The organism is Cohnella silvisoli (assembly GCF_021190915.1).
Taxonomy (GTDB): domain Bacteria; phylum Bacillota; class Bacilli; order Paenibacillales; family Paenibacillaceae; genus Cohnella; species Cohnella silvisoli.
Genome location: NZ_JAIOAP010000004.1, coordinates 297,244 through 321,940 on the forward strand (window position 1 = coordinate 297,244; position 24,697 = coordinate 321,940).

General features: G+C 51.8%; 25 protein-coding genes. All 25 read left to right on the forward strand.

The window, feature by feature from the left end; all coding sequences use genetic code 11:
• Positions 1–115 precede the first annotated feature (115 nt).
• The 25 genes from K7P76_RS10550 (at position 116) to K7P76_RS10670 (ending at position 24,690) form a co-directional block, all read left to right on the forward strand.
• The gene (locus K7P76_RS10550; protein WP_232185257.1) at positions 116–487 is read left to right on the forward strand and encodes an NADH-quinone oxidoreductase subunit A; all 372 of its coding nucleotides are present in this window, start codon (positions 116–118) and stop codon (positions 485–487) included.
• Positions 472–990: a NuoB/complex I 20 kDa subunit family protein gene (locus tag K7P76_RS10555; RefSeq protein ID WP_232185258.1), complete on the forward strand. Its 519-nt coding sequence runs from the start codon at positions 472–474 to the stop codon at positions 988–990. Before K7P76_RS10550 ends, K7P76_RS10555 begins: the two co-directional genes overlap by 16 nt.
• The gene (locus K7P76_RS10560) at positions 987–1,850 is read left to right on the forward strand and encodes an NADH-quinone oxidoreductase subunit C (protein WP_232185259.1); all 864 of its coding nucleotides are present in this window, start codon (positions 987–989) and stop codon (positions 1,848–1,850) included. The genes K7P76_RS10555 and K7P76_RS10560 overlap by 4 nt, the downstream gene beginning before the upstream one ends.
• 6 nt (positions 1,851–1,856) lie before the next feature.
• The gene (locus K7P76_RS10565; protein ID WP_232185260.1) at positions 1,857–2,957 is read left to right on the forward strand and encodes an NADH-quinone oxidoreductase subunit D; all 1,101 of its coding nucleotides are present in this window, start codon (positions 1,857–1,859) and stop codon (positions 2,955–2,957) included.
• The gene (gene nuoH / locus K7P76_RS10570; protein WP_232185261.1) at positions 2,957–3,964 is read left to right on the forward strand and encodes an NADH-quinone oxidoreductase subunit NuoH; all 1,008 of its coding nucleotides are present in this window, start codon (positions 2,957–2,959) and stop codon (positions 3,962–3,964) included. Before K7P76_RS10565 ends, nuoH begins: the two co-directional genes overlap by 1 nt.
• A 14-nt stretch (positions 3,965–3,978) precedes the next feature.
• The gene (gene nuoI, locus K7P76_RS10575; protein WP_232185262.1) at positions 3,979–4,425 is read left to right on the forward strand and encodes an NADH-quinone oxidoreductase subunit NuoI; all 447 of its coding nucleotides are present in this window, start codon (positions 3,979–3,981) and stop codon (positions 4,423–4,425) included.
• Between the two features lie 3 nt (positions 4,426–4,428).
• Complete coding sequence (locus tag K7P76_RS10580; protein ID WP_232185263.1) at positions 4,429–4,953, forward strand: NADH-quinone oxidoreductase subunit J; 525 nt, start codon at positions 4,429–4,431, stop codon at positions 4,951–4,953.
• A gap of 2 nt (positions 4,954–4,955) precedes the next feature.
• Complete coding sequence (gene nuoK / locus K7P76_RS10585) at positions 4,956–5,258, forward strand: NADH-quinone oxidoreductase subunit NuoK (RefSeq protein ID WP_373692373.1); 303 nt, start codon at positions 4,956–4,958, stop codon at positions 5,256–5,258.
• Between the two features lie 5 nt (positions 5,259–5,263).
• Positions 5,264–7,132, forward strand: coding sequence for an NADH-quinone oxidoreductase subunit L (nuoL, locus tag K7P76_RS10590; protein ID WP_232185265.1), 1,869 nt, complete (start codon positions 5,264–5,266; stop codon positions 7,130–7,132).
• A complete protein-coding gene (locus tag K7P76_RS10595; protein WP_232185266.1) occupies positions 7,132–8,754 on the forward strand; it encodes a complex I subunit 4 family protein in 1,623 nt (540 codons plus the stop codon). The genes nuoL and K7P76_RS10595 overlap by 1 nt, the downstream gene beginning before the upstream one ends.
• A 1-nt stretch (position 8,755) precedes the next feature.
• Entirely contained in the window at positions 8,756–10,303 is a 1,548-nt protein-coding gene (locus tag K7P76_RS10600; protein WP_232185267.1) for an NADH-quinone oxidoreductase subunit N, read from the forward strand.
• Positions 10,304–10,518: 215 nt separating this feature from the next.
• On the forward strand, positions 10,519–12,549 hold the full coding sequence (locus tag K7P76_RS10605; protein WP_232185268.1) for a S8 family serine peptidase: 2,031 nt from the start codon (positions 10,519–10,521) through the stop codon (positions 12,547–12,549).
• A gap of 56 nt (positions 12,550–12,605) precedes the next feature.
• Positions 12,606–12,866 carry a DUF1146 domain-containing protein gene (locus K7P76_RS10610; protein WP_232185269.1) on the forward strand — a complete coding sequence of 87 codons (261 nt, stop codon included), beginning with the start codon at positions 12,606–12,608 and terminating at the stop codon, positions 12,864–12,866.
• Between the two features lie 229 nt (positions 12,867–13,095).
• Positions 13,096–14,481, forward strand: coding sequence for a UDP-N-acetylglucosamine 1-carboxyvinyltransferase (gene murA, locus K7P76_RS10615; RefSeq protein WP_232185270.1), 1,386 nt, complete (start codon positions 13,096–13,098; stop codon positions 14,479–14,481).
• 284 nt (positions 14,482–14,765) lie between these two features.
• Complete coding sequence (spoIID, locus tag K7P76_RS10620) at positions 14,766–15,914, forward strand: stage II sporulation protein D (RefSeq protein WP_232185271.1); 1,149 nt, start codon at positions 14,766–14,768, stop codon at positions 15,912–15,914.
• A 94-nt stretch (positions 15,915–16,008) separates the two neighbouring features.
• The gene (locus tag K7P76_RS10625) at positions 16,009–16,752 is read left to right on the forward strand and encodes a M23 family metallopeptidase (RefSeq protein ID WP_232185272.1); all 744 of its coding nucleotides are present in this window, start codon (positions 16,009–16,011) and stop codon (positions 16,750–16,752) included.
• A gap of 180 nt (positions 16,753–16,932) precedes the next feature.
• Positions 16,933–18,054: an HD-GYP domain-containing protein gene (locus K7P76_RS10630; RefSeq protein ID WP_232185273.1), complete on the forward strand. Its 1,122-nt coding sequence runs from the start codon at positions 16,933–16,935 to the stop codon at positions 18,052–18,054.
• 201 nt (positions 18,055–18,255) lie between these two features.
• The gene (gene spoIIID, locus K7P76_RS10635; protein WP_115993949.1) at positions 18,256–18,543 is read left to right on the forward strand and encodes a sporulation transcriptional regulator SpoIIID; all 288 of its coding nucleotides are present in this window, start codon (positions 18,256–18,258) and stop codon (positions 18,541–18,543) included.
• Between the two features lie 105 nt (positions 18,544–18,648).
• Positions 18,649–19,647 (forward strand): rod shape-determining protein MreB, encoded by a 999-nt coding sequence (gene mreB, locus K7P76_RS10640; RefSeq protein WP_304518396.1) that lies wholly within the window; start codon positions 18,649–18,651, stop codon positions 19,645–19,647.
• 25 nt (positions 19,648–19,672) lie between these two features.
• Positions 19,673–20,539, forward strand: coding sequence for a flagellar hook-basal body protein (locus tag K7P76_RS10645; protein ID WP_232185275.1), 867 nt, complete (start codon positions 19,673–19,675; stop codon positions 20,537–20,539).
• Between the two features lie 26 nt (positions 20,540–20,565).
• Complete coding sequence (locus K7P76_RS10650; RefSeq protein ID WP_232185276.1) at positions 20,566–21,408, forward strand: flagellar hook-basal body protein; 843 nt, start codon at positions 20,566–20,568, stop codon at positions 21,406–21,408.
• A gap of 66 nt (positions 21,409–21,474) precedes the next feature.
• A complete protein-coding gene (locus tag K7P76_RS10655) occupies positions 21,475–21,708 on the forward strand; it encodes a DNA-directed RNA polymerase subunit beta (RefSeq protein WP_232185277.1) in 234 nt (77 codons plus the stop codon).
• Between the two features lie 123 nt (positions 21,709–21,831).
• The gene (locus K7P76_RS10660) at positions 21,832–22,344 is read left to right on the forward strand and encodes a CDP-alcohol phosphatidyltransferase family protein (RefSeq protein ID WP_232185278.1); all 513 of its coding nucleotides are present in this window, start codon (positions 21,832–21,834) and stop codon (positions 22,342–22,344) included.
• Between the two features lie 157 nt (positions 22,345–22,501).
• Complete coding sequence (gene fabZ, locus K7P76_RS10665) at positions 22,502–22,939, forward strand: 3-hydroxyacyl-ACP dehydratase FabZ (RefSeq protein ID WP_232185279.1); 438 nt, start codon at positions 22,502–22,504, stop codon at positions 22,937–22,939.
• 44 nt (positions 22,940–22,983) lie between these two features.
• Positions 22,984–24,690, forward strand: coding sequence for a phospho-sugar mutase (locus K7P76_RS10670; RefSeq protein WP_373692371.1), 1,707 nt, complete (start codon positions 22,984–22,986; stop codon positions 24,688–24,690).
• The last annotated feature ends 7 nt before the right edge of the window (positions 24,691–24,697 follow it).

A 24,697-nucleotide genomic window follows, 5' to 3' on the forward strand; every position in this document is an offset into this window, starting at 1 on the left:
GGACACTTATAAGCAATTCTGATGAGTTTCCAATGAAAACGCTATTTTCATGGACTTGAATGGGCACGTTTGTTATAATTATGGGGTAAATTTACCTGTTTGCGGAGGCGTTGGAGTGGAGAAATACATCAATTCATACGTCATTGTTACCGTCTTCCTCATCTTGGGTATCGCGTTTCCGATTTTCGTATTATGGCTCGGCTCCTTGCTTCGTCCGAACAAACCGACGCTGCAGAAAGAGACGACTTACGAAAGCGGCAATGAACCTGTAGGAGACAGCCAGATCCGCTTTAACGTTCGGTATTATTTGTACGCGCTTATGTTCGTCGTTTTCGATGTGGAAACCGTGTTTCTTTACCCTTGGGCCGTAGCTTATAAGCAACTCGGTCTCTTTGCGTTGGTCGAGATGGTCATTTTTGCCGGATTACTGCTCATTGGGCTAGTTTATGCTTGGAAGAAGAAGGTGCTGAGATGGAATTCGATTTAGCGAACGTGTCGCCGGAAGACCGGAAAGAAATGGAACGCAACGTATTCTTTGGCACCATCGATCAACTGAAAGGCTGGGCCCGCAGCAACTCCTTATGGCCTCTGACCTTCGGTTTGGCGTGCTGCGCGATCGAGATGATGGCGGCGGGAGGCGCGCACTATGATTTAGACCGTTTCGGCGTCATTTTCAGAACTTCTCCTCGTCAAGCGGACGTCATGATCGTATCCGGTACGGTAACCAAGAAAATGGGACCGCTGCTTAAGCGATTGTACGACCAAATGCCGGAACCGAAATGGGTTATAGCGATGGGATCGTGCGCGACTGCCGGGGGTCCTTACGTGAAATCTTATTCCGTTATTAAAGGCGTCGATCAGATCGTTCCCGTCGACGTGTATATCCCGGGATGTCCGCCCAATCCTGCGGCGCTTATCTACGGAATTAACAAGCTTCAAGAGAAAATTCGTTATGAGGCGAAGACCGGGAAGCAGGTGACGGGCAGATGAGCGAGGAGAATAAACGGGAGCCGGACGAGGCTTCGGCTCCGTCGGAACCTGTAGCGGAAGCCCCATCGGAAGCTCCATCGGAAGCTCCATCGGAACCTGCATCGGAACCTGCAGCGGAACCTGCAGCGGAGTCAACCGCGCCGACGCCGGCTCCGGCTCCGGAAGAAGCTGCCGCTCCGCCGGCTCCTCGCAGGGTTGAAACCGACGAAGAGAAGGCCGCCCGCCGTAAAGCATCTCTAGAAGCGCGCGAAGCAGCGAAAGCTGCCGCTGCGCAAGCCGCGGCCCAGGCCGCGCAAGCGGGTAATGAAGGCCGCGCCGCAGCAAAAGCGCCAGGCGGCGAAGGGGAAGGCGGAGAGGAAGAGCAACCGCCGAAACCGCCGTCGCACAATCAGCCTCGACTCGATCGCGTAGTCGCCCTTCTGCGCGAACTGATAGCGGAAGATGCGGTAGAGGAAGCTTATATTAACGAGCCCAATGACCATCTTCCGACGCTTGTCATAAAGAATGAGCATTGGCTGAAAACCGCGCAATTGTTCCGCAGCCATGCCGAGCTAAGTTGCAGTTATTTACGCAATATATCCGGCGTAGATTATGAGACGCATATGGAAGTCGTCTATTATCCGCTGAACATGGAGAACCACCACTGCTATTGCGTTAAAGTACGCACGGATCGGGAGCAACCGTCGGTTTCGTCCGTTACCCCGATATGGGAGACGGCCAACTGGAACGAACGCGAAATCTATGATTTGCTCGGAATCGATTTTCCTGGGCATCCCGATCTTCGGCGCATTATGATGCCCGACGATTGGGTCGGCCATCCGCTCCGCAAAGACTACGTTCCGCTTGACCCGGAGGTGTAAGCACGCGTGATTCGTACCGAAGAATTGCTGCTCAACGTTGGCCCACAGCATCCCAGCACGCACGGAGTGTTTCGGATCGTCGTCAAATTGGACGGAGAAGTCATTACGGAAGCGACTCCCGTCATGGGTTATTTGCATCGGGGAACCGAGAAGCTCGCCGAAAACTTGAATTTTACGCAAATCATTCCTTATACCGATCGCATGGACTACGTGTCAGCGATGACGAACAATTACGTGCTCTGTCACGCGGTCGAGAAAATGATGGAACTGGAAATTCCGGAACGAGCGGAGTTTATGCGTCTTATCGTGATGGAAATGCAGAGAGTTGCCAGCCATCTCGTCTGGTGGGGCACTTATTTGCTCGACATCGGCGCAATGAGTCCTTTTCTGTATGCCTTTAGCGATCGAGAGCGCATTCTCTCGCTATTTAACGAGCTTTGCGGGGCCCGGCTAACGTACAATTACATGAGGGTCGGCGGAGTCAAGTGGGATGCGCCGGAAGGCTGGATCGCCAAGGTGAAAGTCTTGGTCAAGGATATGTACAACCGTCTCGACGAATATCATAACCTTGTCAGCGGCAATGAAATATTCCTATCCCGAATTAAGGGGATCGGTCAATACGACGCGAAGACGGCCATCGATTATGGCTTGTCCGGAGCGAATCTCCGCAGTACCGGCGTGAAGTGGGATCTGCGCAAAGATGAGCCTTACAGCTTATACGACCGTTTCCAATTCGACGTTCCGGTCGGTAAGAATGGCGATTGCTTCGATCGTTACGAGTGCCGCATGGAAGAGATCGTTCAGAGCTTGCGAATTCTCGAGCAAGCGTTGGAACAATTTCCGGGCGAAGGCGATACGATGGGCAAAGTTCCCCGCGTCATCCGTCCGCCAGCCGGAGAAATCTATGTGCGCATCGAATCGCCGCGCGGCGAAATCGGCTGCCACATCGTTTCCAAAGGCAAAGCGGAGCCATTCCGCTTGAAGTTCCGGCGTCCTTCGTTCGTGAACCTGCAAATTTTGCCCAAGTTGCTCGTCGGGGAAAGCATGACGAACTTGGTTACGATTCTTGGCGGCATCGATATCGTGCTCGGGGAGGTTGACTGCTGATGCAGCACTTCTGGGATCAACCCTTAAGCTGGGGAACCGCAGGTATTTTCGCGGCTGCGGCGATCGGCGTGCTCGCTTTCGTTATCTTTTTCGTAACGTACGCCATTTATTTTGAACGCAAATTCATCGGATGGATGCAGTATCGGCAAGGGCCGAACAGAACAGGCCCCTTAGGGCTGCTGCAATCGGTAGCGGACGTCGCCAAGCTTCTCTTCAAAGAAGACACGATTCCGAAAAAAGCCGACAGAGGGCTATTCATCCTCGCGCCGGTGCTCGCGTTCGTGCCCTCTTTTGCCGTACTGGCTTTCATTCCTTACAGCTTGAATTTGCAATTTGCCGACCTGAATGTCGGTTTTCTGTATTACATCGCGTTATCCGGCATTACGACGATCGCTATTGTGGTTGCCGGCTGGGCATCGAATAATAAGTACTCCCTGCTCGGAGGCATGCGTTCCGCGGCGCAAATGATCAGTTATGAGGTCCCTCTAGTGATGTCCGTCGTTGGCGTAGTCATGATGTCCGGCAGCTTGAACCTGCGGGATATCGTTATCGCTCAGGAAGGTTATTTCTGGCATTGGAACTTCCTGCCCCAGATACTCGGGTTCGGAATATTCCTCATCGCGGCAGTATCCGAGCTTAACCGCACGCCGTTTGACTTGCCGGAAGCGGAATCGGAGCTTGTCGCGGGCTACCATGTGGAATACAGCGGATTTCGGTTCGCGTTCTTCATGCTGACGGAATATATTTACGTCTATGCAATTGCCAGCCTAACAACCATACTGTTTCTAGGGGGATGGAATCCGCCGATTCCGCAGCTCGATTTCATTCCGGGCGTTCTATGGTTTTTCCTGAAGTTCGCGGTTATCGTGTTCTGCTTGTTCTGGATTCGCGCTACTTTCCCGAGGCTCCGCGTCGATCAGTTGATGGGATTGGCCTGGAAAGTATTGCTGCCGCTGGCGATTCTCAATATTTTCTTGACGGCACTAGGCATAGAATTGATCGGATAGGGGGGGCTGACGCCATGAAAGGAATGCTCAAAGGGCTCGGCGTAACATTGAAAACGATGGGTTCCAAAAAAGTGACGATGGCATATCCCGATATTCCAATCGAGATGCCTGACCGGTTTCGCGGAATTCAGTATTTTGAACCGGACAAATGCATCGTATGCAACCAATGCGCGCGAATTTGCCCAACGGATTGCATTACGCTTACGGGTAAAGCCAACCCGGATCCGGAGAAAAAAGGCAAAGTCATCGACACTTTCGATATTAATTTCGAAATTTGTATCCTGTGCGACTTATGCACGGAGGTATGTCCTACGGAAGCCATTGTCATGACGAATAATTTCGAGCTTGCCGCCTACAGCCGAGATGATTTGTATAAGGACAAGGAATGGCTTTACGAGAACAACTCGAACATTCGTGAAGACAACAACAACATCGGCTCTCCGAAAGGAGGCGCCAAATAGACGGTGCTTAACTTCAATATTGATTTTACGGGTGAGTTCGTTGCTTTCTTTGTACTCGCGGTTTGCGCGATCGTAGGCGCGGTCATGGCCATTAATTTCACGAAGGTCGTTCATACCGCGCTATCGATAGCCTTTACGTTTATTGCGCTCGCAGGATTATATGTTCTTCTAGAAGCCGAATTCATCGCATTCGTGCAAGTGCTCTTGTATGTCGGCGCGATTACGATTCTGATGATCTTCGGAATTATGATGACCAAACATGACGGCGAAGGACTCGAACCGCCGCGTCCGCTGCTTGAGACGCTGGCTGCCATCGGCTGCCTTTGCCTGTTCGGCATTTTGTTCTACGGCATTCGCAATGCGAATTTCCCGGCTGAGGCGGCACCGTTCAAGGAAGACAACACGAGGGAAATCGGAATGCAGCTTTTTACGCAGTACGCCATCCCCTTTGAACTTGTTTCGGTTCTCTTGACCGTTGCATTCATCGGCGCGATAGCCCTCGCGAAGAGAGAGGAGGATCCGCAATGAGCATGCTGTCCTCCTATTTAACGCTTGCGGCCGTCCTTTTCTGCATCGGGCTATACGGAGTGTTAACGAAACGCAACGCGATTATCGTGCTGCTGTCGATCGAACTGATGCTCAATGCGGTTAACCTCAACTTGATCGCCTTTTCCAAATACGGGGTCAACCCGTCGCTTGCGGGCCAAATCTTCTCCTTGTTCACCATTACGGTCGCGGCTGCCGAAGCTGCGGTCGGCATTGCGGTATTGATCGTGCTGTATCGCGGCCGCGCAACGGTGAACGTGGACGAATTCGACGAGTTGAGGAGGTAACTTCCATGAGCACCTTCTTTGCAGAACACGCCTGGCTCGTCCCGGTGTTTCCGCTCGCTGCGTTTGCAATTCTGACAGCGATGGGTAGAGGCTTAAAGAAAACCGGAGCTTGGATCGGAACGATCGCCACATTCGTTTCCTTCGTAATGTCGCTCTGTATCGCCATTGAACGTGTTTCCGGCAGCGCCCCCGACTACAGTCGTCAAATCGACTGGCTGCAAATCGGGAACTTGAGGCTGGGAGCGGGATTCGAGGTTACGAATCTTACCGCGCTTATGCTTGTGATCGTAACATTGGTTGGTTTCCTGGTTAACTTGTATTCGCAAGGATACATGAAGGACGATGAAAGAATTTCCACCTTCTTTGCATACGTCGCGCTGTTTACAAGCTCCATGCTCGGGCTAGTGTTGTCCGATAACTTGCTTACCTTCTATATTTTCTGGGAGCTCGTAGGGGTATGCTCCTTCCTGTTGGTCGGATTCTGGTTTCAGAAACCGGAAGCCAAAGCGGCCGCCAAGAAGGCGTTTATCGTAACCCGAATCGGGGATTTAGGGCTATTGATCGCTCTTCTTCTGCTGTTCTGGTACATGCCGGGACACGCGCTCGACTTTACGACTATTCATAATGTATTCGACACGCAAGGTGGGGCTATTTCCACGGGAATCACAACCCTTATCGCGTTGTTGATATTCCTTGGAGCGGTCGGTAAATCCGGTCAATTCCCGCTGCATGTGTGGCTTCCGGACGCGATGGAAGGTCCGACGCCGATCAGCGCTTTGATCCATGCGGCAACGATGGTCGCAGCCGGCGTATTCCTTGTCGCGCGGACATTCGATATTTTCGAAGCATCCCAAGCCGCGATGAATACGGTCGCGATCATAGGAGCGTTCACCGCGATTTTCGCCGCTTCTATCGGATTGGCACAAAATGATATCAAGCGGATATTAGCTTACTCGACCGTCAGCCAACTGGGCTACATGATGCTGGCTCTCGGAGTCGACAACATGCCTGCGGCCATGTTTCACCTGTTCACCCATGCGTTCTTCAAAGCTTTATTATTCCTCGGAGCCGGAAGCGTCATTCATAGCGTGCATACGCAGGACATTCGCGAAATGGGCGGCTTGGGACGCAAAATGAAGATTACCGCATGGACTTTCGGAATTGGAGCGCTAGCATTGTCCGGTATTCCGCCGTTCTCGGGCTTCTGGTCCAAGGACGCGATCCTGACTGCCGCGCTTGATAAGCAACCTATACTATTCGTAGTCGGCGTGGTCGCAGCATTCTTCACTGCCCTGTATATGGCTAGATTGTTTTTCTTGGTGTTCGTGGGCAAGCCTCGCGAAGGTCAACATGCGAAGGAATCCTCTTCGGTCATGACCATTCCGTTAATCGTACTGGCGGTTCTGGCTACCGTTGCGGGATTCGTGGAAACTCCATTTAATGGATGGTTCGGACAATGGCTGACGGGCGACGAAGGGCAGCACCATGTGAGCGGTCTGGTTATGGTCGTATCCGCAGCCGTCGGCTTGCTCGGCTTATATATCGGATGGCTCATGTACGTGAAGGGTACGATTCGCCGCGACGTCGTAACCTCTCGTATGCCGGGACTCGTCCATTTGCTTGAACGTAAATATTATATCGATGAGTTGTATGGGATTTTGTTCGTCAAACCGCTTCAGGGTATCGGTAAAGCGTTGGAGGTTTTCGACGATTACGTCGTCGATGGCATCGTTAGATTGACGGGTTACTCCGTCTCGGCGCTTGGTCGGTTAAATTCGAGGCTGCAGAGCGGTCAAGTACAGGCTTATGCGCTTACGGCCTTGATCGGAATCGTTATTCTGCTTCTCGCGATCGCCGGAAGGAGGTTCTGGTAATGCTGGATAACCTGCCGGTATTGTCGCTTATCGCATTTACCCCGCTGATCGGAGCGCTAATCGTACTGCTGCTTCCAAGCGCGCGCAGCCAGTGGCTGCGGATCGCGGCTATCATCTTTACTTTGATCCCGCTCGTTTTAACCGTATGGTTGTTCGTTTGCTATCAACCATCGATTGGCGGAGGCGTATTTACCGAACATTCAACGTGGTTATCGATCCCTCTGAACAAGGAAGGATTCAAAGAAGGAATCCTCTCGATTAAGCTGGGTTTCGATTATCACATGGCGGTTGATGGCATATCGATGCCGCTGCTGCTCTTAACGAGCATCATCTCGACGATGGCGGTACTTGCTTCCGTACATATTCGTAAAAGGTGGAAAACGTATTACGCGTTATTCCTTCTGCTGCTAACCGGAATTTACGGCGTTTTTCTGGCGCGCGACTTGATTTTGTTTTTCATCTTCTTCGAAGTAACGCTTATTCCGATGTTTTTCCTAATAGGGATATGGGGGTATTTCGGGCGGGAAAAAGCCGCTACCCGGTTCCTCATCTACAACGGACTCGGATCGGCTGCTATGCTGCTCTCGTTCCTAATTTTAATTGCAACGCTAGGGTTCTCTTCGGTGGATGGAGCCAACGGGTCTAGCTTGCTGTTCAGCGGCAATTACGATGTGCTGCTAAGCAACTTGACGAATCCGAATGTGCTCGCCAACATGGATACGGAACAAGCCAGATATTTCGGGATTTACCTCTCGGACAATATGAAGTGGGCTGCCTTTATTCTTCTGCTTGTCGCCTTCGGAATCAAGGTGCCTATATTCCCGTTCCACACTTGGATGCTCAAGGTGCATACGGAGGCTCCGCCGCCTATCGTCATGATTCACTCCGGAATATTGCTTAAGATGGGTGTCTACGGTCTTATTCGTTTCGCCGTATTCCTCTTTCCCGAGCAAATACAATCGTGGTCGACAGTATTAGCGGTGCTTGGGGTCATCAACATTTTGTATGGCGGCATACTTGCCTGCGTGCAACGGGAATTCAAGCTCGTGCTAGCCTACTCGAGCATTAGTCATATGGGTATTGTGCTGCTTGGGATCGCGTCGCTTGAGGAAGTTGGTTTGCAAGGAGCGATCTATCAATCCGTCTCGCACGGTTTAATCTCCGCGCTGCTGTTCCTCATCGTAGGGAGCTTGTACGAACGCACGAATACAACGCGACTGGATGAACTGGGCGGGTTGGCTAAGACAGTACCGTTCATGTCGGGCATTCTCCTGATCGGGGGACTTGCTTCTCTGGGACTGCCGGGCTTATCGGGTTTCATTGGGGAATTCTTGTCGTTCCTTGGATTGTTCGGATCGATGAAATGGATAACCGCAATCGGAGCGTTAGGTATTCTGCTTGCCGCCGTCTACGTGCTGAGAAGCATTCTTAATATTACGTTCGGATCAATGCCGGAATCATTCGCGGGGATGAAAGACGCTCGTTTCATAGAAGCGTTGCCGATGATTATTCTCACTGCGCTCATCGTTCTGCTTGGCGTATACCCTTCCATAATGACGGACCTCATGCAGCATGGCTTCACTGGTTTGCTCGAACAACTTCAAACGAGGATGGGGGGATAACATGCCTGCTTTGCAGACTTTAACGTGGAGCGATACGTGGTACCTTGCCCCTGAGATCGTGTTGTCGATTGCCGCCATCTTGCTTGCTGTAGTGGATCTATTTCTACCTAAGCGCATTAATCGAGATGTTATTGGCTGGTTAACGCTAGTCGGCTTAATCGCTGCCGCCGTATTCGTTGTGCTGCAATTGCTGTCGCTAGGCAGCGGGGCTCCAACGGATAGTTCGCCTGGTGCTTACAACTTGTTAGCCGGAAGCTATCGTATCGATGACTTCGGCAATTTGTTGAAATTGGTATTTCTCGGCGCCTCGGCCTTTATCGTGTTTTCCTCGCTCGGTACGGTGCGAGATGAAGATGTACCGATCAAAGGTGAGTTGTATTATTTGATTCTTCCTGCCGTACTAGGAGCTATGGTTATGTCTTCCTCCGGAGACCTGATCACGTTGTTCATCGGATTGGAATTGTTAAGCATCACTTCCTACGTCTTGGTTGCCACGCGCAAAAGAAGCCGAATCTCCAGCGAAGCCGCGTTTAAGTACGTCGTTACAGGCGGAGTTGCCTCGGCGTTCATCCTGTACGGCATGTCGTTCCTGTATGGAGTGACGGGCGGGACGAATTTGTTGGCCCTGCTTAAGGAGATTACTCCGGCGCTGGAAAATTACGAAGCGCTGCTGTACATCAGCTTCTTCCTGATGATAGCCGGGTTCGCCGTTAAACTGGCATTGGCGCCTTTCCACGCCTGGGCTGCTGACGTTTATCAAGGCGCGCCAACGCCTGTGACGGCTTTCTTGGCAGTCGTAGCCAAAGGCGCGGCATTCGCGATGCTATATCGGATTTTCATGAACACGGCCTTTTTCACGATGGGGACGGAAGGTACGATGAAGAAGGACATCTTCTTAGGTTTAACCGTCCTTGCAGCCGCCGCGATGATCGTGGGAACGGTAGGTGCGTTACGTCAACGAAACGTCAAAAGGCTGCTAGCTCTATCCGGAGTAGCAAATGCGGGTATTCTGCTTACGCCGCTCGCGCTCTCGTTGACCGAGTTTCATGCTTCTTTGTTTTCCGAGTTTCTCTATTTCTTGATTGCTTACGCGTTCATGAACATCGGGGCATTCTCGGTGCTGACGATCGTATCTAGAGATTCCGGTAATGAGTCGCTAACCGGGTTTGCGGGTTTGTACCATAGGGCTCCATGGACGGCGGCGGCAATGACTATTTTACTCTGTTCATTGGCGGGCCTTCCGGTAACCGGCGGATTTTTCGGAAAGCTGTTTATTCTGTTCGGAACGGTGCAAACTCATACTTATTGGCTAAGCGCTATTCTTCTCGTGACGACTGTTGTCTCTTACGCGGTATACTTCGCGTTTATCCGTCAAATGTATATGCGAAGCGGTGCGTTAGATTCAGGATTGCGCATGTCGGCACCGGCTGCGATTACGATATGGATTTGTACGCTTGCAACGCTCGCGCTCGGGTTCCTGCCTATGCCGATCTTGGATTGGATCGATCAGATTTTCTCCATTCCGACGGATTTATTGTTACGGGGATAAAGAGATTAGAACAGAACATGCAGGGGCCGTTCTCAAGTCATCTTTCTTGGGGACGGTCCCTTCTGATGCTTAGAGAAAGAGGAGACCTTAGAATCGTTGTTTTTCGTCAAATTGCGACCAAAGACCCGATTTCATTGAAGGAAGAAGGGAATCGCTGTCGAAAATCGAAAAGTTTACTACATAGGCTCTACGAATTGTTTAAGGTTGTGGTATGCGTGTTTACAAAGCATTACCTAGTAACGATATCGACGATTGTTTTTGCAACGGCTTTGCTTGCTCCTGCTCGATTGGCGCAAGCAGCAGAATCTTCTCCCGCTGCCCAATTTGCCCCTGCCAACAGTCCTGCCCCGGCTTTCCTGAAGACGTTAGGCATACCGGAGGCTTGGAGTTTGCTCAGCAATGATGTCACGTCGACAATTGCTATCGTGGATACGGGGGTTGATCTCAATAACCCTGAGATTAAGCCGTACTTGCTTGAGGGAAAGAACTTGGTCAACGACCGTAAATCGCCTCAGGACGATAATGGGCATGGAACTGCGGTAGCTGGAATTATAGCTGCCGTTGCGAAAGCGGGGGAATCCTCGTCAGGAACGGGCCGGTGGAAAGGACGGTTTCTCCCGATTAAGGCACTGGATCAATACGGCTCCGGTGATGAAGAGAAACTGACGCAAGGCATCCGGTATGCCATAGAGCAAGGTGCGGACATTATTGTCCTTTCTCTTGGATTAAGACGCGATGCGCCAAACTTAAGGGATGCCGTTGCCTTCGCGGAAAGCAAAGGCGTTCTGCTCATTGCCGCGAGCGGCAACGACGCAGCCGTTTTCGGTCCGAGAGCGGCTGTTCAGTACCCGGCTGCTTATCCAACCGTAATTGCGGTTGCGGGTTCCGAGGGAGGCAAACCGGTTTCTCAATCGACACCGGGACCTGAGATTGACCTGAGCGCAGCATGGCGGGTTCAAACCTTGGCATTGGGCGGCGGGGTGGTCGAGATGGAAGGCACGTCGATGGGAGCTCCGCAAGTGGCTGCCGTTGCGGCGATGCTCAAGGCCGAACATCCGGATTGGAAGCCGATTCGTCTGCGCGAAGCTTTGAGGAGGACCGCTATATCCACCGGGACGGACGTTTGGAACGTGAATGCGGGATACGGTTTAGTTTCTGCGAATAAGGCAATTCAAGCGGATTCGACTGTAGATTGGAGGGAACCTAACGATACAAGGGCGAAAGCGGCCGAATTTCCGTTAGGCAAAGAGGTATCGGGTACTTGGGGGAGCTTGGGCGATAATGACTGGTTTACTTTCGAAGTCCCGTACGACGGTATTTATAGCCTGAGCGGCGATGAGGCACGGTTTACTTTATACAGTAAGGATGGACTCGTAGAACCCCGTTCAGTGTCGACTGCACGAGTCGGATTTCTCAAGCAATGGCCCGTCAAAAAAGGGCGTTATTGGTTGCAGTCCCTCAGTTCGGGAGCCACAGCTTCGGATCCCGACGGGTATCGATTCGTTTCTCAATTCATGATGAGTCCGGATGCAAGGGAGCCTAACGACAGCGCCGCATCCGCGTTTACGCTTCCTGCTCGCACTCAACAATGGATTGGAAGCTTTCATCGGCTTGGCGATTTGGATTGGGTGGTCGTGACATTGCCTAAACCTGGACTTCTGCGTTTAACGGTTTCAACCGATACTTCTCGGATCGATCCCGAGATTTTGGTGCAGCCGGCAGGCGGATCCGTGATTATCGTGGATGAACGGGGTGACGGGGGCACCGAGCAGTGGGTTCTCAAGTACGCAAAAGCGGGCAAATATTACTTTCGCATCGCAAATGCGGTTTCGGCAAAGCCGGAAGCGGTAATCGGGACGTATGCCGCCACTCTGGAATATATTACCGAGAAAGAAGATCCGTATGAGCCGAATGATGGTCCGCTAACGTCCACACCGCTTTCACCCGATAAAGTTTACAACGGGTTAATAAATACGAACAAAGATGAAGATTGGTATCGGTTTACCCTCACGAAGACACGCAAAGTTAAATTGTCTGTTGGATACATTCCCGATTCAATGAGATTAAATGTTGAATTGAGGAACAAAAAGCTGCAAACCCTAAAGAAATGGAGTAACGGTGAAGGGCGGAAAACGCTGCTAGGGGAAAAAATATTGTTGCCCGGCACTTATTATGTCGCCATAACCGCAGACCGGTATAACCGGAATCAGACTTATGGGTTGAGAATGCTGTTAACAGACAGTTAAAACGGGGTACGTTGTATTCGAAGGGCATAGTTGCTTCAAGCGGGAGGATGTCCGGGATGGGGGACGACACGGGGGTATTCGAATTAGCCGGCTGGAATGGATTATTTTCCATTTTCGTCACCTTGGGTTGCGTGGGTATTGCTTGGTTCGTTTTGCAGGAAATTAATTTCGACAGAATCGTACGCCATCCTCGAAGTCCGCGCGCCAGAGTGCTGCAATTGTTAATCGCGATTGGATTAGGACATTTAACGGCACGATTCGTACTCGATTATTGGACGTGGGTAGGCACGCTTAAGTGGCTGCTCAGCACGGGATAATCTAAATTCGCATAACGATGAGTTGGAATGATAACAATGGGTAATAGTGTACAATGAGTAGAAATTTATCGAATATTTGATGAACGATGTCGAAATAAAACGTCTAATCGCCAGAAAATGCCGCTTGTGCCAATCATGGCCGGATGGTATGATGAAATTTGGGTTTTTCGGGGTTGGGTAGAAAATGACAGCTTCGGAATGAATCTATAACGCGCGGAGGGAACCACCCATGAGCAAAATCATCGTCCGCGGCGGACGTACCCTATCGGGAACAGTCCGCGTGCACGGCGCCAAAAATTCCGTCCTTCCGATCCTGGCAGCTGCCTTACTGGCAGAAGATGGATCCAGCGTCATTCATGACGTTCCCGCCCTGGACGATGTAAAGAACATCCTGCAAGTGCTCGCGGCTTTGGGGGTTTACGCGCAGCAAAGTGACGGTAGTGTCCGGTTACAAGCTGATTCGCTGACTTCTTGCGAAGCGCCTTATGAGTTGGTAAGAAAGATGCGAGCTTCGTTCTTGGTTATGGGACCATTGCTGGCCCGTTTGGGTAAAGTGAGAATTTCTCTTCCCGGCGGCTGCGCGATTGGAACGCGTCCCATCGACCAGCATTTGAAAGGGTTTGAAGCAATGGGAGCGGAGATCGGATTCGGTCAAGGCACCATTGAAGCCAGCGTAGAAGGTAAATTACGCGGTGCGAGAATTTATTTGGACATTGCCAGCGTCGGTGCCACAGAGAACATTATGATGGCTGCCACGACAGCGATTGGAACGACTGTAATCGAAAATGCGGCCAAAGAACCGGAAATCGTAGATCTCGCTAACTTCCTCAACGCAATGGGGGCCAGAGTCCGCGGCGCGGGTACCGGAGTGATCCGCATCGAAGGCGTAGAGCGGCTGCGGGGCGTAGAGCATCACGTAATCCCCGACCGGGTCGAAGCAGGTACTTATATGATTGCCGCCGCCATCTCGGGCGGAGACGTGTATGTAGAAGGGGCTATCCGCGATCATCTCGGCCCGATCGTTGCCAAGCTGGAGGAAATGGGCGTTGTCGTCGATTGCGACGAGAACGGCATTCGGGTAATTGCCAAACATCCGCTTCGCGCGGTCGATGTCAAGACATTGCCTTACCCAGGGTTTCCAACCGACATGCAAGCGCAGATGATGACGCTTCTGCTCGTTGCGGACGGAACGAGTATCGTTACGGAAACGGTGTTCGAGAATCGGTTCATGCATGTCGATGAATTGATTAAGATGGGTGCCGAGATTAAAGTAGACGGGCGTACGGCCATTGTAACCGGCGGTACGAAGCTGTCTGGAGCAAGCGTATGCGCGACCGACCTAAGAGCGGGAGCCGCCCTGATTTGCGCCGCTCTGGCCGCGGATGGAAACACGGAGGTAAGCGGAATTCATCACATTGAACGCGGCTACATGAACATTGTGAGCAAGTTGGCCGCGCTTGGTGCAGACGTTTACCGTGCGCCTTCGCCGGAAGATGTGTTGGAGGAATCGGAGCAAGCGTCCTTGCAGCCAGCCAAACTTCTGCAGCAGATGGAGCAACGTGCAGCGGCGACATCGGAAGTCGTTATTCGTAAAATTCAACCGACGCTTGCTTAAGTCTTGACGGACCAGTCCTACGCGGTAACTTACATTGATGAATGCAACTTGTTCTTATACTTAGATAATAGTAACGAAACTCAAGTCCCTCTGCCTTCTAGGCGGGGGGATTTTCCTCGTTCGGTTCTACGGAGATTATACCAAACGTGTGTTCTTATTTAAAGTACTATTTTGCAACGGTTCTACCTTCTCTGACTCTCGCATATTTTGAAAGCATCGGTCGGCCGAGGTTATTCGTAGAAGAATGACGATGCTTCCGAAATCGGTATAGGCAGAGGTGGGCCATGAAGCCGCGACGGAGAAAACTGAATCTTTGGATGGCATTCGCTAATGGGGTAATTGCCGCAGCCATTGCGTGGCTTATTGTGCATGGCGGCGGATTAATGGGGAACTCGGCGAAGAACATAGAATACGAGAATCAAGAAGAGGCTATTCAAACGCCGGAGGGCGATTCTACTGCGGACACGAACCAGGCTTCCTCTAACGCAAATCGGGCTGCTGGGGCAAATGCGGACAATGGAGACCAACCCGGCGCACCGGCCGAGAAATACAATCAACCCGTAATCCGAGTTTATTTAACGGACTTTCGCGTCATTGAGAAGGTTCCCTTGGAAACTTACGTAAGAGGAGTCGTAGCTGCCGAGATGCCGCTAGATTTCGAGCCGGCGGCTCTAGAGGCGCAAGCTATGGCCGCGCGAACTTATATTATACGAAGGCTATGGCTTGAAGATCGTACCGGCAATCCAGTTGATAACGTCGACGTGACGGATACGCAAACCCATCAAGTCTATCGCTCTCTATCGGAAATGAAGCGGCTGCTATCGGAAAATGAACAGGGCTGGAGAAAAGTAGACAAGGCGGTTAGCAAGACGGCGGGCGAGATTATCGTTTACCGGGATCAGCCGATCGAAGCTCTATTTTTCTCCACCAGCAATGGTTATACGGAAAATTCGGAAGAGGTGTTCCCCGCTAAGCTTCCCTACTTGCGCTCCGTGGCCAGCCCATGGGACAAAGAGGCTTCTCCTAGAGCGCGCGAAACGGTAGAGATGGCGCTGACGGATTTCTATGCCAAATTAGGCTTGAAAACTATTCCGGTAAATATAAAACTTCAAGAACAAGCGAATATCCGCATATTGGAATGGACGGACGGTCGCAGAGTTAAGCAAATGCTAGCGGGCGGCAAAAAATTAACCGGAGAGGAAGTACGGCACAGGCTGGGACTTCGTTCCGCTTCGTTCGATTTGAAAATAAGCAATAACCGCGTAATCCTTACGACTTACGGCAGCGGGCATGGCGTCGGAATGAGTCAATGGGGTGCGGAGGGCATGGCGAAGGCAGGGAAAACGGCGAACCAAATCGTGGAATACTATTATTCGGGAACCCGCACGGAGAAAGTTTCAAAGCTTGTGAATAGCACCGGAAAACGTCTTTAAGTAGGTTGCTACTATAAAAATTGTAATCTTTCAACGTAAACAGGTATAAAACCCCTTCACCTGGTAACAATGGCTTACTGAGGTGATGATAATAATGAATGATGGAAGCAACAAAACGCCACGTAAGATCGAAGAGTCTCACAAGTCGGTTGCGGGATCGTCTCCCGCTGTCAGGCCTACCGGATGGAAAAAGTTCCTTTCCAAGCGCTGGGTATTCCCTGCAGCTTACATGGCCGCGGCAGCAATTATCGTAACGATTCTCTGGCTGAATTCGGGGACGGGTTCGAAAGACCCGCAGCATGACGCCGTTCCCGGTCTGACAGGAGTCGAAAGCGATGGGACCGCAAGCGGAAAAACAGACACTCAAGCCGTCCAAGCAGCAGCTAATGGAGAAACTCTCCGTTGGCCGGTCGACAAGATCGAGGAAATGACCACGATCATGCCGTTCTATGATGCAACGGCATCCGCGGCAGAACGCGAAGCGGCTACGGTCGAGTACAACAACACGTTCTCTCCGCACATGGCTACCGATTTAGCCCGCAAAGACGCCGCGGCGTTCGACGTCTTAGCTGCGCTTAGCGGTAAGGTGACGGTTGCGAGCCAGACTCCGGCCAATAATTACGAGGTGCAAATCGAGCACCCGAACGGATTGGTTACCGTCTATCAAAGCTTAACCGACTTGAAAGTTCAAGTCGGCGACGAGGTCGAGCAGGGCGATACGATCGCGACTGCCGGACAAAGCGAGTCCGAACCCGCAGAAGGCGTGCACGTGCATTTCGAGGTCCGTAATAACGGACTTTCGGTCAATCCGAGCACGTTGATCAAAACCGCTAAGTAAACGATTCAATAGATATAGGGCGAACCATTTGCAGACGATGCGAATAGGTCGCCCTATTTCTATTTTTTGTTAATGTTATCTCGACAATGTCAGCTTTAATATGTCATAATTTTCAATAGACATAGAGATGCTTATCTACTTCCGACGGAAAGGTAGAGTACCATGAGGATTGTTGGGATAATGGAGCTGGAGCGCGGTGACGTGCTCGCCAAATCGGTTCATGGAAACAATGGCATAGTCATGCTAGAGGCTGGCACCGTTCTTACCGAACATTATATAAATAGACTTAAAGCTCTTAATATCAAAGTCGTGCATTTGATGATTCCGACAATCGGTCCTTCGACTGAAGAAGCAAAGCGCAACCTCTTATTCTCTTCCTCGAGCTTATCCTTTCATAGGCCGGACATCAATCAGATGAAGAACGATGAGAGGGCTCGCGAGGAAGCCGTCAAGCTAGTCTCGGAATACGTCGAGAAGGGCTTGATGTCGGATCGCATCGCATTGCCTTTTCCGGAAGGCAACTTTCGGCAACAGTTCCGGGACATATTGCTGGAGATCAGCTCCCAGCCCGCGCTCGCGGAAGAGCTGGGAGTCATGATGCTGACGGATCGCGTATTGTTCGAGCATGCGCTTAACGTTACTTTATGCTCCAGCATTATCGGTACCGCGCAGAAATACGATAGCGCCAAGCTGTATGAATTATCGGTCGGGGCATTGTTCAGCGATATCGGCATGACCCGGCTGCCGATGGACTTCACCAAGGTGAACCGAGAGTTGAGCGAAGCGGAGCTCGCTCTTATGCGACAACATACTAGCGAAGGCTATCGCGTGTTAAAGACGATGAAGGAAGTTCCGCCGACGTCCGCCCAATGCGCCCTGCTGCATCATGAACGTTATCGCGGCTCGGGTTATCCGCTCGGCATGAAGAACGATAGCATACCGGAATACGCGCAGATCGTCGGCTTGGCCGACGTCTACAATGCTTTGGGTTCTCCGCGGCACCACCGAAACGCTTATGATCCCGGAGAAGCGATCGAATATTTATTCGCTGCCGGAAATTATGAGTTCGAATGGGAACTAATCAAATCTTTTCTTAATCACGTAATCATTTATCCGGTTTCAACGATGGTGAAGCTGAGCAGCGGGCAGGTTGCGGTGGTAATGGAGACGGCAGGTCGTCCCATTCAGCGTCCGCTCGTGCAAGTTTTTTGCGAAGCGGGCGGCAAAGTCGCGAAAACTCCTTACATGCTCGATTTGCAGCAGCATCCGAACGTCGTAATCGTTGGAAAAGCCGACAAATAACGAAATAAACATGTCCGAAAGACGGCAGGGGAACCCCTTTCCGTCTTTTTTGTTAGGGCTAAAGATGCACACCGGAGTAAGCTAGACCTATAAATTACGTCATAAAAGGGACTTTCCTAGCTTGTCAGGCTTGGCAACCTAGAATAAGTGACCGCGCCCCTCATATACTGTACCAATCTATTTCAGCAGGGAGGCGGGAGCGTGCACGATTACATCAAGGAACGCACGATCAAGATTGGCCGAAGCATTGTGGAGACGCGCAATACCGTGCGTACGATAGCCAAAGAATTCGGCGTCTCCAAAAGCACGGTGCATAAAGACCTGACTGAGCGGCTGCCGGAAATCAATCCGGATTTGGCGGACCAGGTAAAGCACATCCTTGAGTATCATAAGTCAATCCGACACCTAAGGGGAGGAGAAGCGACCAAAATCAAATACAAGAAGACGACGATCAAAAAACGGGAAGTTATGACAGTGGGTAAAGCATAATTTTGCTAATGTTGTCGAGAAAAAAGAAGGATATTACGCAGGAGCAGCGAATATTAACCTATTACGGTACCTGACACTCCATATTTGGCGAGGGATAATAGACGCATGTTTAGCAAAGACATTGGAATCGATCTGGGTACGGCTAACGTATCCATTCACGTAAAGGGCAAGGGAGTGGTGCTCGACGAACCCTCAGTTGTCGCCATTGAAAGCGACACCCGCAGAGTGCTTGCGGTAGGGGAGGAAGCCCACCGGATGGTTGGGCGTACTCCGGGCAATATTATCGCGATTCGTCCGCTTAGGGACGGCGTTATTGCCGACTTTGAAGTTACGGATATGATGCTTAAGGCATTCATCCAGCGCGTCGGGGGTCGGAACTGGTACAGTCGTCCGCGCATCCTGATATGCGCTCCTACTAACATAACGTCCGTGGAACAGAAAGCAATCCGCGAAGCAGCTGAAAGAAGCGGAGCCAAAGAGGTATTCCTTGAGGAAGAAGCGAAAGCGGCTGCGATCGGGGCGGGCATGGATATATTCCAACCGAGCGGCAATATGGTAGTCGATATAGGCGGAGGTACGACGGATGTTGCCGTCCTTTCCATGGGCGACGTCGTAACCGCCTCTTCTCTTAAAGTCGCGGGGGACAAGTTCGATGCCGCGATCATGCGATACATAAAGAACAAATATAAGCTGCTGATCGGTGAACGCACGAGCGAAGACATTAAGATTAAGATCGGTACCGTTTATCTAGGCGGCCGCAGGGAAGAGATGGATATCCGCGGCAGGGATATGGTTACCGGACTTCCCCTTACGGTTACAATTCATTCGGATGAAGTGCGCGAAGCCTTGTGGGAGCCCGTCATGTCCATCGTAGCGTCAGCCAAGACGGTATTGGAACGCACGCCTCCGGAGTTGTCCGCGGACATCATTGACCGCGGCGTTATTCTCACCGGAGGCGGAGCGCTGCTTGACGGACTGGATGCTTTGCTCGCCGATGAGATCAAAGTGCCGGTGCTCATCGCGGAAGATCCGATGCACTGCGTCGTTAAGGGAACGGGAATCATGCTAGACCATTTGGACAAAATGACCCGCAAGCTCGGTTAAATCGTGCGTACGAGGAGGAAGCTCCATGTTAAGAGGTTTATATACAGCCGCGTCCGGGATGCTGGCCCAACAACGGCGCCACGATACGATTACGAATAATATCGCTAACATTAACACTCCGGGTTTCAAAGGCAGCAATGCGGTCGTCCGTTCTTTTCCCGACATGCTGATCTCGGCAATGGGCGGGGACAATCCATCGCAAGGCAGCCTTGGCAAGCTAAGCACCGGCGTGTTCGCGGAAGAAAACCTGATGCAAATGGGCCAAGGGGATTTACAGCAAACCTATCGCCCTCAAGATCTGGCGCTTATGTCCGATATACTAGTGAATGGCACGACGTTTGACGCGTCGGGCAAGTCCGTAGACGCGAATGGCAATGTGAGCTATAAGCCTCAAGCTTTCTTCTCCGTATTGTCCGCTCAAGGCGAAGAACAGTATACGAGAAACGGGAGCTTCAAGACGGCTCCTGACGGCACCCTTCTTACCTCGGATGGACTTACGGTTGTGGGTGCGAATGGCCAGCCTGTCGTAGTGACCGTCCCATGGGAGCAAGTCGGGGTAACCGCGGAAGGCAGACTCGTGGATTCGACTACCGGGGTGGCGCTGCAAGGCGCGCCTCAACTTCGAATCATGCGCGTAGATAATCCCAATCTCCTCATTCGCGAAGGTGACGGCCGTTTCCGTTATGCCGGCGACCCGGCGGGTATCCGTCAGATCGTCGCAGGCGAAAGAGTCGAAGTTCGCCAAGGATATTTGGAGCGTTCCAACGTGGATTCCGCCCAATCGGCGATCGATATCATGGGAGCTCTTCGAGCCTATGAAGCGAATCAGAAGGTCATTCAGACTTATGACCGCAGCTTGGATAAAGCCGTTAACGATGTTGGCAGGGTATAACAGACACGATAAGGAGGAACTCCTAAGTGAACAGCTCCATGATCATTGCGTCCGCATCCATGGGCGCCCTTCAGCAGAAGCTGGATATGCTTGCCGACAATATCTCCAACTCCAACACCGTCGGTTACAAACGCAAGACCGCGGTGTTTGAAGATATTATGACAAGCCTTAACCCTCATATAGACGATTTTAAGCAACCGGGACGGCGGACACCGCTTGGTTTCACTGAAGGCTGGGGCGCGAGAATAGCGGCCATGCAGACCGATTTGTCTCAAGGCGTTCTTCAGCAGACCGGGAATATGACGGACGTCGCGATCGAAGGCAACGGTCTTTTCGAAGTTCGGACGGATGGAGACATTAACGGTGCGCGCGCTTTTACGAGGCATGGTCCGTTTCAGCTGATGCCCGATGCCAATGGGGATCGGGTACTCGTTACGAACTCCGGACAATACATCGTAGGAGATACGGGTAACGGGGAAGATTTCATCCGCGTTCCGGAAGGCTACAACCTCGGCATCGCGGCCGATGGCACATTAACGGCCGTAGGCAATGAAGGGACAACCCCGATTAATCTGGGTAAGCTTAAATTAGTGCAGGTAACTAATCCTGAATTGTTGCAGGCGGTTGCCGACAATCTTTACGGAATACCTGCGAATGTGAATCCGAATGATGCAGTACGCAATATTGCCGCGCTTCCCAACGGAGAAACCGGTATATCCGTGCGCCAAGGCTTCGTGGAGCAATCCAACGTAAACATGGCGGATGAGATGACTGATTTGATGATCGTACAACGTGCGTATCAACTTAGCGCAAGGGCACTTTCCTCAAGCGAACAGATGATGGGAATGGCCAACAACCTGCGTGGTTGATTCACGGGTCGGATAACGGCGTAACGACCGTTCATCCTGTTGTGCGCCTAAGGAGACGAAATCTTCATGACAGCAACTTCCCGTCCTACCGACAATAGCAATAGATCCTCAGGAAGGGTAATTGCCCGAGTGATATGGACGAGCATTAAAATATTGATTATTCCTGTATTATGCATTGCGGCATTAATCGTTGGATTGGCGGTCGGATATGTCATTCTGGGGGACAAACCCATGTCCGACGTATTCGATTCCGGCACATGGAAGCATATGTACGATCTCGTGTTCGCGGAAGGCGGCTGAAGCCTGGCCTGCGCCTTGCAACCGGGACAAGCAACTCCCCGGCTTCTTTCCGGGGAGTTTTCATTTGTAGGGGTGAGCGTTATAATGATGGGGAACTTTAGAGAAAATGGGGGAAAACCGGGAATGAATGTACCCAATATGTTGACCGCATCCCGATTTGTGTTAATCCCCTTGTTTTTATTATTATATTTGAACGGCCAATCCATTGCGGCTCTCTGCACTTTGCTGGTTGCCGGGCTAACCGATTTTCTGGACGGCTACATTGCGCGCCGGAGCGGGCAAGTGACGGTGACGGGCAGCATGCTTGATCCGCTGGCAGACAAACTGATGATGCTTACCGTTGTTTTGGCGCTTCTAATCAAGAACGTGATCCCCTGGGCGGCATTTGCGGTTATGGCGTTCAGAGAGCTGGTCATGATTATCGGCTCGGCGGTGTATCACTTCCGCGGATTAAAAACCGTACAGGCTAATCTATTCGGCAAAGCGACCACGATACTCTACTATGCGGCCATCATGATGATGTTTCTCGAGCTGCCTGGAGGAGTGTTCGTCCTTTGGTGCGGAATTGCGTTATCTTTCGTGACTTCGGTTATATACTTCGTGACATTCAAAAACTTGAACCGAACGCCGTCGTAGTCTCTTCGCACAAAAGAGCCCGCCGCCGGCTGGTCGAACGGCGGGCGGCGGCAAGCTCTCTTATATCAACCTTGGCGACTGCAGTTCGCTTCAGGGATGAATGTATTATTTGTCTGCCGGAAGCGGCTTATGCGCCCAAAATAGGAGGAAACATAACATGTTGGACATTGTACAAATACAAGAATTAATTCCTCACCGCCCTCCTTTTCTGTTGATCGACCGGATTCTGGAGCTTGAACCCGGCAAACGGGCGGTCGGGCTCAAGAACGTTACGATGAACGAGCCTTTTTTCGTTGGCCATTTTCCGGGTTATCCGGTTATGCCGGGCGTGTTGATCGTAGAAGCGCTTGCGCAGGTTGGGACAGTCGCCATGCTGGCGCTCGAGGAGAACAAAGGGAAGCTAGGCTTCTTCGCGGGAATAGACGAATTCAGATTCCGCGGTCAAGTTAAGCCGGGGGATACGCTGATTCTGGAGCTGGAAGTTACGCGCTTGAAGGGTCCGATCGGCAAAGGCCGCGGAACGGCCCGCGTGGGAGATACCGTTGTCGCCGAGGGAGAGCTTATGTTTGCCTTGTCCGATCCCAATAAGGGGTAAAAGGCTGAAACGGTCAAAATGACTTAGTGGAGAAGGAGAGAATAATGATGCCAACAAATCCGCAACAACTATACGAAGCTTGGTTAAACGATCCGAACATAGATGAACAGACAAAAGAAGAACTTCGCGGTATTAGCGGCGAGGCCGGGGAAATCGAAGATCGGTTCTATCGGGACCTTGAATTCGGGACGGGCGGATTACGCGGAGTCATGGGCGCGGGAACGAACCGGATGAATCGTTACGTCATCGGCAAGGCAACCCAAGGGTTCGCGAACTTCTTGCTTGGCGAATCTGCTTCTCCATCGGTCGTTATCGCGCATGATTCTCGTAGCAACTCGGATGTCTATTCGTTGGAGGCCGCATGCGTCCTCGCGGCGAACGGAATCCGCACCTATTTGTTCCGTTCCCTTCGTCCGACGCCTCAATTGTCATTCGCGGTTCGCGATTTGAAAGCGACCGGAGGCATTGTCGTGACGGCAAGCCATAACCCGCCGGAGTATAACGGCTACAAAGTATATGGCGCAGACGGCGGACAGCTTGTTCCGCACCAAGCGGAGCAGGTAATCAACCATATCCGCGACATCGGTTCTTTCGATAAAGTGAAGCGGCTGACGCAAGACGAAGCGGAGAAGCAAGGTCTTCTATGCTGGCTGGGCGACGGCGACGATCAACGCTTCGTGGATACGGTAGTCGCTCAGACGGTGCAGCCTGACGTCATCAAGGGCGGGGCCGGAGAAGCGCTGGGCGTTGTTTTCACGCCTCTTCATGGCGCCGGCAACATTCCCATCCAACGGGTACTCGCGCAAGCGGGCTTCTCCAAAGTGAGCGTCGTATGGGAGCAAGAGCAGCCTAACGGGATGTTCCCGACGGTCAAATCTCCGAACCCGGAGGAGCAAGAAGCGTTTACCCTTGCGATCAAGCTTGCTAACGAAGTCGGAGCAGACATCATCGTAGGTACGGATCCGGATTGCGATCGGATGGGCGCGGTCGTGAAGAACGACAAGGGTGAATTCGTCGTACTGACGGGAAACCAATCCGGAGCCCTTATGGTCCATTATTTGCTATCGAATTTGAAGGCGCAGGGCAAACTACCCGCTAACGGCGCTGTCATTAAGACAATCGTAACGAGCGAGATGGGGGCGGACATCGCCTCGTCCTACGGCTGCGAAGTATTCAGCACGCTTACGGGCTTCAAATATATTGGAGAGAAAATGTCGCAATTCGAAGCGACGGGCTCCCATACGTTCCTATTCGGCTATGAGGAGAGCTACGGGTACTTGACCGGGACGTACGCGAGGGACAAGGATGCCGTCGTAGCTTCTCTCTTGATCTGCGAAGCGGCCGCTTATTATAAGTCGCAAGGAAAGACATTATATGAAGTATTGCTAGGGCTTTATGCCGAATACGGCACTTATCTGGAGAAATTGGAGTCCCGCACGCTTAAAGGCAAGGATGGCGTAGAGCAGATTGGCGCGATCATGAACGATTGGCGGTCGAACCCGCCAACGGAAATTGCCGGCATATCCGTTACCCAAGCGCTCGATTATGCGAAAGGCTTAGACGGACTGCCTTCGGAAAATGTTCTAAAGTTCCTGCTCGCTGACGGCTCATGGTTCTGCTTGCGGCCTTCGGGGACGGAGCCGAAGATCAAGGTTTATTTTGCGGTACGCGGTACGGGGTTAGATGGGGCATCGGCTTCCCTAAAGCGGCTAGTTGACGTCGTAATGGCTCGTGTGGATTCGCTAGCTTAGTTGAAAT

Coding starts and splice junctions, on each gene's coding strand:
- K7P76_RS10555 (WP_232185258.1), top strand. CDS start 472: ATGGAATTCGATTTAGCGAACGTGTCGCCGGAAGACCGGAAAGAAATG.
- K7P76_RS10560 (WP_232185259.1), top strand. CDS start 987: ATGAGCGAGGAGAATAAACGGGAGCCGGACGAGGCTTCGGCTCCGTCG.
- nuoH (WP_232185261.1), top strand. CDS start 2,957: ATGCAGCACTTCTGGGATCAACCCTTAAGCTGGGGAACCGCAGGTATT.
- nuoI (WP_232185262.1), top strand. CDS start 3,979: ATGAAAGGAATGCTCAAAGGGCTCGGCGTAACATTGAAAACGATGGGT.
- nuoK (WP_373692373.1), top strand. CDS start 4,956: ATGCTGTCCTCCTATTTAACGCTTGCGGCCGTCCTTTTCTGCATCGGG.
- nuoL (WP_232185265.1), top strand. CDS start 5,264: ATGAGCACCTTCTTTGCAGAACACGCCTGGCTCGTCCCGGTGTTTCCG.
- K7P76_RS10595 (WP_232185266.1), top strand. CDS start 7,132: ATGCTGGATAACCTGCCGGTATTGTCGCTTATCGCATTTACCCCGCTG.
- K7P76_RS10600 (WP_232185267.1), top strand. CDS start 8,756: ATGCCTGCTTTGCAGACTTTAACGTGGAGCGATACGTGGTACCTTGCC.
- K7P76_RS10610 (WP_232185269.1), top strand. CDS start 12,606: ATGGGGGACGACACGGGGGTATTCGAATTAGCCGGCTGGAATGGATTA.
- murA (WP_232185270.1), top strand. CDS start 13,096: ATGAGCAAAATCATCGTCCGCGGCGGACGTACCCTATCGGGAACAGTC.
- spoIID (WP_232185271.1), top strand. CDS start 14,766: ATGAAGCCGCGACGGAGAAAACTGAATCTTTGGATGGCATTCGCTAAT.
- K7P76_RS10625 (WP_232185272.1), top strand. CDS start 16,009: ATGAATGATGGAAGCAACAAAACGCCACGTAAGATCGAAGAGTCTCAC.
- K7P76_RS10630 (WP_232185273.1), top strand. CDS start 16,933: ATGGAGCTGGAGCGCGGTGACGTGCTCGCCAAATCGGTTCATGGAAAC.
- mreB (WP_304518396.1), top strand. CDS start 18,649: ATGTTTAGCAAAGACATTGGAATCGATCTGGGTACGGCTAACGTATCC.
- K7P76_RS10645 (WP_232185275.1), top strand. CDS start 19,673: ATGTTAAGAGGTTTATATACAGCCGCGTCCGGGATGCTGGCCCAACAA.
- K7P76_RS10655 (WP_232185277.1), top strand. CDS start 21,475: ATGACAGCAACTTCCCGTCCTACCGACAATAGCAATAGATCCTCAGGA.
- K7P76_RS10660 (WP_232185278.1), top strand. CDS start 21,832: ATGAATGTACCCAATATGTTGACCGCATCCCGATTTGTGTTAATCCCC.
- fabZ (WP_232185279.1), top strand. CDS start 22,502: ATGTTGGACATTGTACAAATACAAGAATTAATTCCTCACCGCCCTCCT.
- K7P76_RS10670 (WP_373692371.1), top strand. CDS start 22,984: ATGATGCCAACAAATCCGCAACAACTATACGAAGCTTGGTTAAACGAT.